Origin of the sequence: Staphylococcus sp. HMSC34G04, from assembly GCF_001838765.1 — a bacterium.
Lineage (GTDB): Bacteria > Bacillota > Bacilli > Staphylococcales > Staphylococcaceae > Staphylococcus > Staphylococcus epidermidis.
This window is the reverse complement of sequence record NZ_KV838701.1, coordinates 1-8,195: the sequence shown is the minus strand read 5'-3', so window position 1 is coordinate 8,195 and position 8,195 is coordinate 1. Positions and strand designations below refer to the sequence as shown.

Below are 8,195 nucleotides of genomic sequence, written 5' to 3'. Positions count from 1 at the left end.
TGTAGCCATTTTTATTATTTTGGATGAAAAACTCTTTTTGGAATTTTGCATTTTTATAATGTGCAATTACACTACTCCTTTTACTAATATCAACACCTAAGTAATCGATAAAAAAACCTCCTTTGAATAGTTGAGAAGCTAAAAACTTTACTTAACCTTTCTCATTTCATTTTCCTATACACGGTTTTAGGAACCCAACATACTACAAACGAATTTCAAAAGGCGAGAGTAAAGCTGACTTGTTTTTTATACGGATTTAAAATCCAAGAGTCTGGACAGTCTACTCCTCTCTATAACTATAAAAAATAGCTATGAAAAAATCTATCGTCATAGATTTCTTCATAGCTAATCTTAGTATGTTTTTATTTTATAAATTAATATTGTTCTAGATTAAGACGTAGGTTTAACAACCTTAAAGTCAAGTTCTTTATTGTCATTTAAATCTACTTTAATGATTGTACCTTCAGGTAGACTTTCTTTAATCATCATACGTGCAATTGGAGTTTCTATTTGTCGTTGAACAAAGCGTTTTAATGGTCTTGCACCAAATTGTGGTTCATACGCTTCTTCACCTAACCATTTTTTCGCTTCTTCTGTCACTTCAATTGAGATATGTTGATCTAATAATCTCATATTTAATTGTGTTAAAATTTTATCTACAATCATACTCATATCGTTAACTGATAATGGTTTAAATAACACGATATCATCCATACGATTTAATATTTCAGGTTTGAAGTATGCATGTAGACTGTCCATAACTGCTTTCTCTGTATCATCACTAATTTCACCAGCATCTTTTACATTTTCAAGTAATACTTGTGAACCAATATTACTAGTCATGATGATAATAGTATTTTTAAAGTCAACACTTCTACCTTTAGAATCCGTAAGACGACCTTCATCTAGTATTTGAAGTAATACATTAAAAACATCGCTATGTGCTTTTTCAACTTCGTCTAACAAAATAACTGAGTATGGATTACGTCTAACTGCTTCAGTTAATTGACCACCTTCATCATGGCCTACATAGCCTGGAGGTGCACCAATTAAACGTGATACAGCATGTTTTTCCATATATTCGCTCATATCAATTCTAATCATATGTTTTTCAGAATCAAAAAGTGATGAAGCAAGCGATTTTGCTAATTCAGTTTTACCTACTCCAGTAGGTCCTAAGAATAAGAAACTTCCGATTGGTCTATTCGGATCTTTAATCCCAGCACGTGCTCTAACTACTGCGTCAGATACTAAATCAACTGCTTTATCTTGACCTACTACACGTTTGTGTAAGATGTCACTTAAACTTAATAGCTTTTCTCTTTCTGTTTCCACAAGTTTAGACACGGGTATACCTGTCCATTGACTAACTATGTCGCCTATTTCTTCATCTGAAACGACTTCACGAATCATTCTTTCACTATCTTCGCCAGTTTCATCTTGAAAGGCTTCCTCAAATTCTTGCAATTCTTTTTCTAATTGCGGAATTGTACCATATTGTAATTCTGCTGCTTTTTCAAGATTACCTTCTGTTTGTGCATCTTCAAGAGCTTGACGACTACTATCTAGTTCAGCACGTTTTTCTTGTACTTTAGCAATTTTTTCTTTTTCTTGTTCAACACGTGATTTTAAAGAGGCTTGTTTTTCTTTTTCATTAGATAATTCCTCTTGAAGTTCTTCTAAACGATGTTTACTTGCGTTATCAGATTCATTTTTCAAGGCACTTTCTTCAATTTCTAATTGCATTACTCGACGATTTACTTGGTCTAACTCTGTTGGATTTGATCCCATTTCTGTACGTATTGTCGCACACGCTTGGTCGACTAAATCTATAGCTTTATCTGGCAAAAATCTATCGGTAATATATCTATCAGATAACTCAGCCGCTGCAACAAGTGCACGGTCTTGTATACGTACACCATGGTAGACCTCATAACGTTCTTTTAGACCACGTAAAATTGATATTGTATCCTCAACATCAGGTTCACTGACACTAACTTTTTGGAAACGACGTTCTAATGCTGAATCTTTTTCAATATATTCACGATATTCATTTAATGTCGTAGCACCTATACAATGCAATTCACCACGCGCAAGCATTGGTTTCAACATGTTTCCTGCGTCCATAGCACCATCTGTTTTACCAGCACCTACTAACATATGAATTTCATCAATGAATAAGATGATTCGACCTTCAGATTCTTTTACTTCTTTCAATACTGCTTTTAAACGTTCTTCAAATTCACCTCTATATTTTGCACCTGCAACTAATGCACTTAAATCAAGCTCGAAAATTGTTTTATCGAGTAATGATTCTGGAACGTCTTTACGTACAATTCGTTGTGCTAAACCCTCAACAATTGCAGTTTTACCTACACCTGGTTCACCGATTAAAACCGGATTATTTTTTGTTTTTCGACTTAAAATACGAATTGTATTACGTATTTCTTCATCTCTACCGATAACAGGGTCCATTTTACCTTGACGTACTTCTTCTACAAGATCACGACCATATTTTTCTAAAGCTTCATAATTAACTTCTGGATTTTGAGATGTCACATGATTTCCCCCTCTAACTTTAGTTATAATTTCTTTAATGACTTCTGCTTTATTGCCGACCCATTTTTGAGTAGTCTCATCAGTATCTATGGCTGCACGTAATATATGTTCCATAGAAATAAACTCATCTTCATAGGACTTCATATATTTCTCGGCTTTGTCTAATAATTCTTTTGTTTTAGAACTAATATACTGTCCATACTGAACATTGTCTCCTTGTACAGTTGGATAATGACTTAATTGATTATCGTATGCTTGTTCTAGTTGATTAACATCAATATTTGCTCTTTCTAATATACTTTTAAATAAACTATCATTTTCATTCATCGTAGCTTTTAATAAAGCTTCAATTTCAATATTTTGTAATTCATATTCTTTACTGTACGCGACTGCTTTTTGTAAGGCACCTTGTACAGCATATGTCATTTGATTAATATCCAATTTATTTCACCTCTATCATTCAGAGTGGGTCAAAGTATAGAAAAATAAATTTGACTTTGACTTTCTTTGACCTTAATTATATTATAGACCCTTCTCATCATTAAATCAACATTAATTGCTCATGTTTTTCATTTTATTATGATAATCAAGTAAAAAAAGAGGAAGAACTCAATTCCAAATGAATAGAGTTCTTCCTCTTTAATTAATATATTATTTCTTTTTTATACTTTTCAATATTTCATCTGTCAATGCCTCTACGCCATCATTTTCAAGATGGATGCCGTCTGGAGCAAAATACTCTGTATGCCCTTTTGAGCGACTATACCAATCAATTAGAGTTACATTCTTTTTATCTTTAGCCGCTTCTGCCATCAACGTATTAACATGGTTTTCATATGATCGTGGCACTCTCGTATTTACAAGATATACTTGTGCCTTTCCAAATTTACCAATCAACTGATCTAATTGTTCTTTAGTAAAATCACCATTTGTACCTAGCTCAAGTATGACTTGATCTGTTGGTTTACGATATTGCTTATATTGTTGATTAACGAGGCTCTCGGCCTGATAGAGTTGACGACCGACTTTGCCATCGATTTTAGCTTTGGGTACTTTCGTTTTAAATTGTTCCCCTATATCTACCATAACTGAATCACCAATTAATAACGGCTTAATTTGCGTATATACATCATTATCTTTTGTATTCGCTTTAGTTTTACCATCGCTTGTTAACGAAATATTATCAATCGGTATCATGTGAATAAGATATTGATCAGCCTCATCGGTATTAAATGTTTGCGCTTTGTTCGATATGGTATCTTTTCCAAACTTATCGAAAACGCCTATTAAAATGAAAATAGTAGGTAAAAGTATAACAAGCGTTACAATAGTTCTAATAAATTGAGGTTTGTATGTTTTTTTAATTGCAAAAGCCTTAAAACCTTGCTTTCTCAATGGTGTTTCTACATATTTAAATGATAATTCTGCAAATAAAACTGTAAGAATGATGTCCAAAATATAAACATATGTTGGCATTTGACCATCAATAAAATAGCTATGAACAAAACTCATTATTGGGAAATGCCACAAGTACAAACTGTATGATCGCTTTCCAATATAAACAAATACAGGATTTCCTAATAACTTAGCTAAAATTGTAGTTGGATGAACAACACTTGCAATAATTAGCAAAGTCATTGTTGAAATAAGATAAAATCCACCATTATAAATCCAATCACTTTCATCACTAACAGTAAAGAATAATAGAATTAAAAATGTAAGTCCTATAATACCCGCACTATTAATCACAGTTTTTAATCCTTTAGGTGGATTGGGATTTAATTTAAAAGGTGGCCAGATAAATGCTAGAAGTACACCTAAAAGCAGTGTCTGCAATCTTGTATCAGTTCCAAAATATACTCTTGAATGGTTCAAGTGAGGTTGAGAAATAACAACCATCATTAATAATGAAACCAAAGATATAATCCAAAACATCAGTATGACATTTTTCTTTTTCTTAACTATAGCCATAAGTAATAAGAGTACTGCTGGGAAAAAGAGGTAAAACTGCTCTTCAATGGCTAGTGACCATAGGTGCTTTAAAGGCATAAAAGAAAATTGCTCGAAATAATTGACATCTTTAGCAATATACCACCAATTAGATACGTAAAATATTGCTGCTATCATATCATGTTTAACTCTTACAATATGCTCAGGGTGGAATAATAAAGTTGCAATTCCAACAACTACTATTAATGCGAATACCGCTGGTAATAACCTTTTTATACGACGAATCCAGAAATTTTTAAGATTTATTGTTCCAGTATCTTCATACTCTTTGAGTAATAAGCTCGTAATCAAATAACCTGAAATAACAAAAAAAGTATCTACGCCTAAAAAACCACCTGTTAACCATTGTTTATTCAAGTGATAAATAATAATACCAATGACTGCAATTGCTCGCAAACCATCTAATCCAGGCATATATCGCATTTTTTTAGCAGAGCGATATTCATTATTTAATTTTTTTCTCATTGTTACATTCTTCCCTAATAATAATAAATTTTATAAGACGCGTATTTTTTAATCATTTTCATTAGACGCACGCTATTATTTCTAATCAATTTATTTAAACAAATCTTATCCTTATTAAATTAACAAGGTCATTCTTTAGATTACAACCATCCCTGCTATGTTATTAATGAATATACTTTATAAGATATGCCTCGTTAAAAGGTTATAAGTCTTAAATATTGTAATACATTTGTAATACTAATTCAATTTTATTGTAGAGCTAATTTATAAAAATATTAAATCAAAATACAATATTGTATTTTGAATTTCCTTTTATAAAGATAAAAAGAATAGCTACATCATTTCTCAAAACAATGAGTAGCTATCCTTTCAATTATCCGATGCCTAAAGCTATTTTGGCATAACGAGACATCATATCTTTATTCCATGGTGGACTCCATACAATCATTACTTCTGTATCAGAAATTTCCGGTATCTCAGCTAGAACGCTCTTAACTTGTTCAATAATTTGTGGTCCTAATGGACATCCCATCGAAGTTAATGTCATTTCAACTGTACATAAACCTTCATCATCAACATCAACTTTATATACTAAACCTAAATTAACGATATCTATCCCTAACTCAGGATCTATTACCATTTCAAGAGCGCCTAAGATACTATCTTTTAGTGCTTCTTCCATCAGTATCACCTCTTTAAAATTTTCTTTACACCAATATATCAAATATCCGACAAAACGCCAATAAAATGCTATGATACTGTTACATGATAATTAACAACACAAGGAGTAATATATGCAACCTTATTTAATTTGTCTAGATCTAGATGGTACATTATTAAATGACAATAAAGAAATCTCACCTTACACTAAACAAGTATTAACCGAATTACAACAATGTGGACACTACGTTATGATTGCTACTGGAAGACCTTATCGTGCGAGCCAGATGTATTATCATGAACTCAATATGAACACACCTGTGGTTAATTTTAATGGCGCATTTGTGCATCACCCAAAAGCAAATGATTTCGAAGTGATACACGAAGTACTAGATGTTGAAATTTCTAAAAATATTATTACAGCGCTTCAACAATCTCATATTACAAATATCATTGCCGAAGTAAAAGATTATGTCTTTATCAATAGTTATGATCCAAGACTTTTTGAAGGTTTTTCTATGGGGAATCCTAAAATTCAAACGGGGAATTTACTAGAAAATCTTAATGAGGCACCTACGTCACTACTTGTTGAAGCAGAAGAAGAAAATATTCCTGAAATTAAAGATATGTTAACCCATTTTTATGCAGAGAATATCGAACATCGCCGTTGGGGTGCCCCTTTCCCAGTCATAGAAATTGTGAAACGCGGAATCAACAAAGCACGTGGAATTAAACATGTTCAAAACTATTTAAATATCGCCGACGATCATATCATTGCGTTTGGTGATGAGGACAATGATATAGAAATGATAAAGTATGCGACCCATGGCATTGCAATGGATAATGGCTTAAAAGACTTAAAAGAAATAGCAAATAATATTACGTATAGTAATAATGAGGACGGCATAGGTCGTTATTTAAATGACTTTTTTAATTTAAAAATGCGTTATTATTAAGTTGAATAAACAATCCAAGTGATGATTAAAAAGGTATACGTTTTCTAATATCATACATATATAAAGGAGAGACAGCTATGAATAAAATTATAATAGTCGGTGCAGTTGCTGGTGGTGCGACTTGTGCAAGTCAAATTCGAAGATTAGATAAAGAGAGTGAAATCATTGTTTTTGAAAAAGATAGAGATATGAGCTTTGCCAATTGTGCATTACCTTATTATATTGGCAACGTTATCGAGGACCGTCGTAAAGTTTTAGCATATACGCCTGATCAATTTTATGACAAAAAGCATATCACAGTAAAAACATACCATGAAGTTATACAAATCAATGATAAAAGACAAACAGTTACTGTCTTAAATCATCAAACTAATCAAACTTTTGAAGAAAGTTACGATACATTGATTTTAAGTCCTGGCGCATCTGCAAACCGATTAAACACTCATAGTGATATCTCATTTACTGTGCGAAATCTCGAAGATACTGAGGCAATTGATACCTTTATTACGAATACTAAAGCACAACGTGCACTTGTTGTTGGCGCGGGGTACATCTCTTTAGAAATTCTTGAAAATTTACATCATAGAGGTTTGGATGTCACATGGATTCATCGCTCTACAAATATTAATAAACTGATGGATCAAGATATGAATCAACCCATCATCGACGAAATAGAAAAAAGAAATATCACTTATAGATTTAACGAAGAAATTAGTCAAGTCAATGGACATGAAGTAACATTCACATCTGGTAAAGTTGAAAACTATGATCTTATTATCGAAGGTGTAGGTACGCATCCAAATTCACAATTTATTAAATCATCTAACGTCATACTAGATGATAAAGGTTATATCCCAGTAAATCATAATTTCCAAACAAATATACCAAATATTTATGCATTAGGTGATGTTATTACTTCACATTATCGTCATGTGAATTTACCGGCACAGGTTCCACTTGCTTGGGGAGCACACCGTGGTGCAAGTATTATAGCTGAACAACTTTCTGGAAATTCGTCTATTCACTTTAAAGGTTATCTAGGAAATAATATAGTGAAATTTTTTGACTATACATTAGCAAGTGTTGGCATCAAACCAAATGAACTTACAAATTTCAATTATGATATGGTTGAAGTTAAGCAAGGCGCTCATGCAGGATATTACCCAGGAAATTCACCACTACATTTACGTGTTTATTTTGAAAAAGACTCGAGAAAACTTTTACGCGCAGCAGCAGTTGGTAAACAAGGTGCCGACAAAAGAATAGACGTATTATCAATGGCAATGATGAATCATGCTACTGTGGATGATTTAACAGAATTTGAAGTAGCATATGCCCCTCCCTATAGTCATCCAAAAGATTTAATTAATTTAATTGGGTATAAAGCACAATAACATTCCACACAATTCATAATTTATGAATAGTATGAGAGAAATAACAAGAGTGACTATTTAGGAAAAGAAAATAAACCTATCATTTTCATATAAAAAGACCAAAATGAATTTTTTAAAAGATAGACTGACCCCAATTAGTGGGAATTATATA

Annotated in this window: 5 protein-coding genes; 2 read left to right on the top strand and 3 right to left on the bottom strand. The window is 32.2% G+C overall.

All coding sequences use genetic code 11. The annotated features are described in order from the left end of the window. Nucleotides 1-390: 390 nt before the first annotated feature. The 3 genes from clpB to HMPREF3241_RS02030 form a co-directional block, all read right to left on the bottom strand. Complete coding sequence (gene clpB / locus HMPREF3241_RS02040; RefSeq protein ID WP_002491610.1) at nt 391-3,000, bottom strand: ATP-dependent chaperone ClpB; 2,610 nt, start codon at nt 2,998-3,000, stop codon at nt 391-393. A gap of 210 nt (nt 3,001-3,210) precedes the next feature. Next, nucleotides 3,211-5,034 (bottom strand): acyltransferase family protein, encoded by a 1,824-nt coding sequence (locus HMPREF3241_RS02035; RefSeq protein WP_002487476.1) that lies wholly within the window; start codon nt 5,032-5,034, stop codon nt 3,211-3,213. A 373-nt stretch (nt 5,035-5,407) separates the two neighbouring features. Further along, nucleotides 5,408-5,716, bottom strand: coding sequence for a metal-sulfur cluster assembly factor (locus HMPREF3241_RS02030; RefSeq protein WP_001829290.1), 309 nt, complete (start codon nt 5,714-5,716; stop codon nt 5,408-5,410). Between the two features lie 112 nt (nt 5,717-5,828). Between HMPREF3241_RS02030 and HMPREF3241_RS02025 the strand changes: the two genes are divergently transcribed. Beyond that, nucleotides 5,829-6,650: a Cof-type HAD-IIB family hydrolase gene (locus HMPREF3241_RS02025; RefSeq protein WP_002446060.1), complete on the top strand. Its 822-nt coding sequence runs from the start codon at nt 5,829-5,831 to the stop codon at nt 6,648-6,650. Between the two features lie 77 nt (nt 6,651-6,727). Further along, nucleotides 6,728-8,044, top strand: coding sequence for a CoA-disulfide reductase (locus HMPREF3241_RS02020; protein ID WP_002487475.1), 1,317 nt, complete (start codon nt 6,728-6,730; stop codon nt 8,042-8,044). The last annotated feature ends 151 nt before the right edge of the window (nt 8,045-8,195 follow it).

What these genes read in the sequence shown, in the direction of transcription:
- HMPREF3241_RS02035 (WP_002487476.1), bottom strand. Translation starts at nt 5,034, where the DNA reads ATGAGAAAAAAATTAAATAATGAATATCGCTCTGCTAAAAAAATGCGA.
- HMPREF3241_RS02030 (WP_001829290.1), bottom strand. Translation starts at nt 5,716, where the DNA reads ATGGAAGAAGCACTAAAAGATAGTATCTTAGGCGCTCTTGAAATGGTA.
- HMPREF3241_RS02025 (WP_002446060.1), top strand. Translation starts at nt 5,829, where the DNA reads ATGCAACCTTATTTAATTTGTCTAGATCTAGATGGTACATTATTAAAT.
- HMPREF3241_RS02020 (WP_002487475.1), top strand. Translation starts at nt 6,728, where the DNA reads ATGAATAAAATTATAATAGTCGGTGCAGTTGCTGGTGGTGCGACTTGT.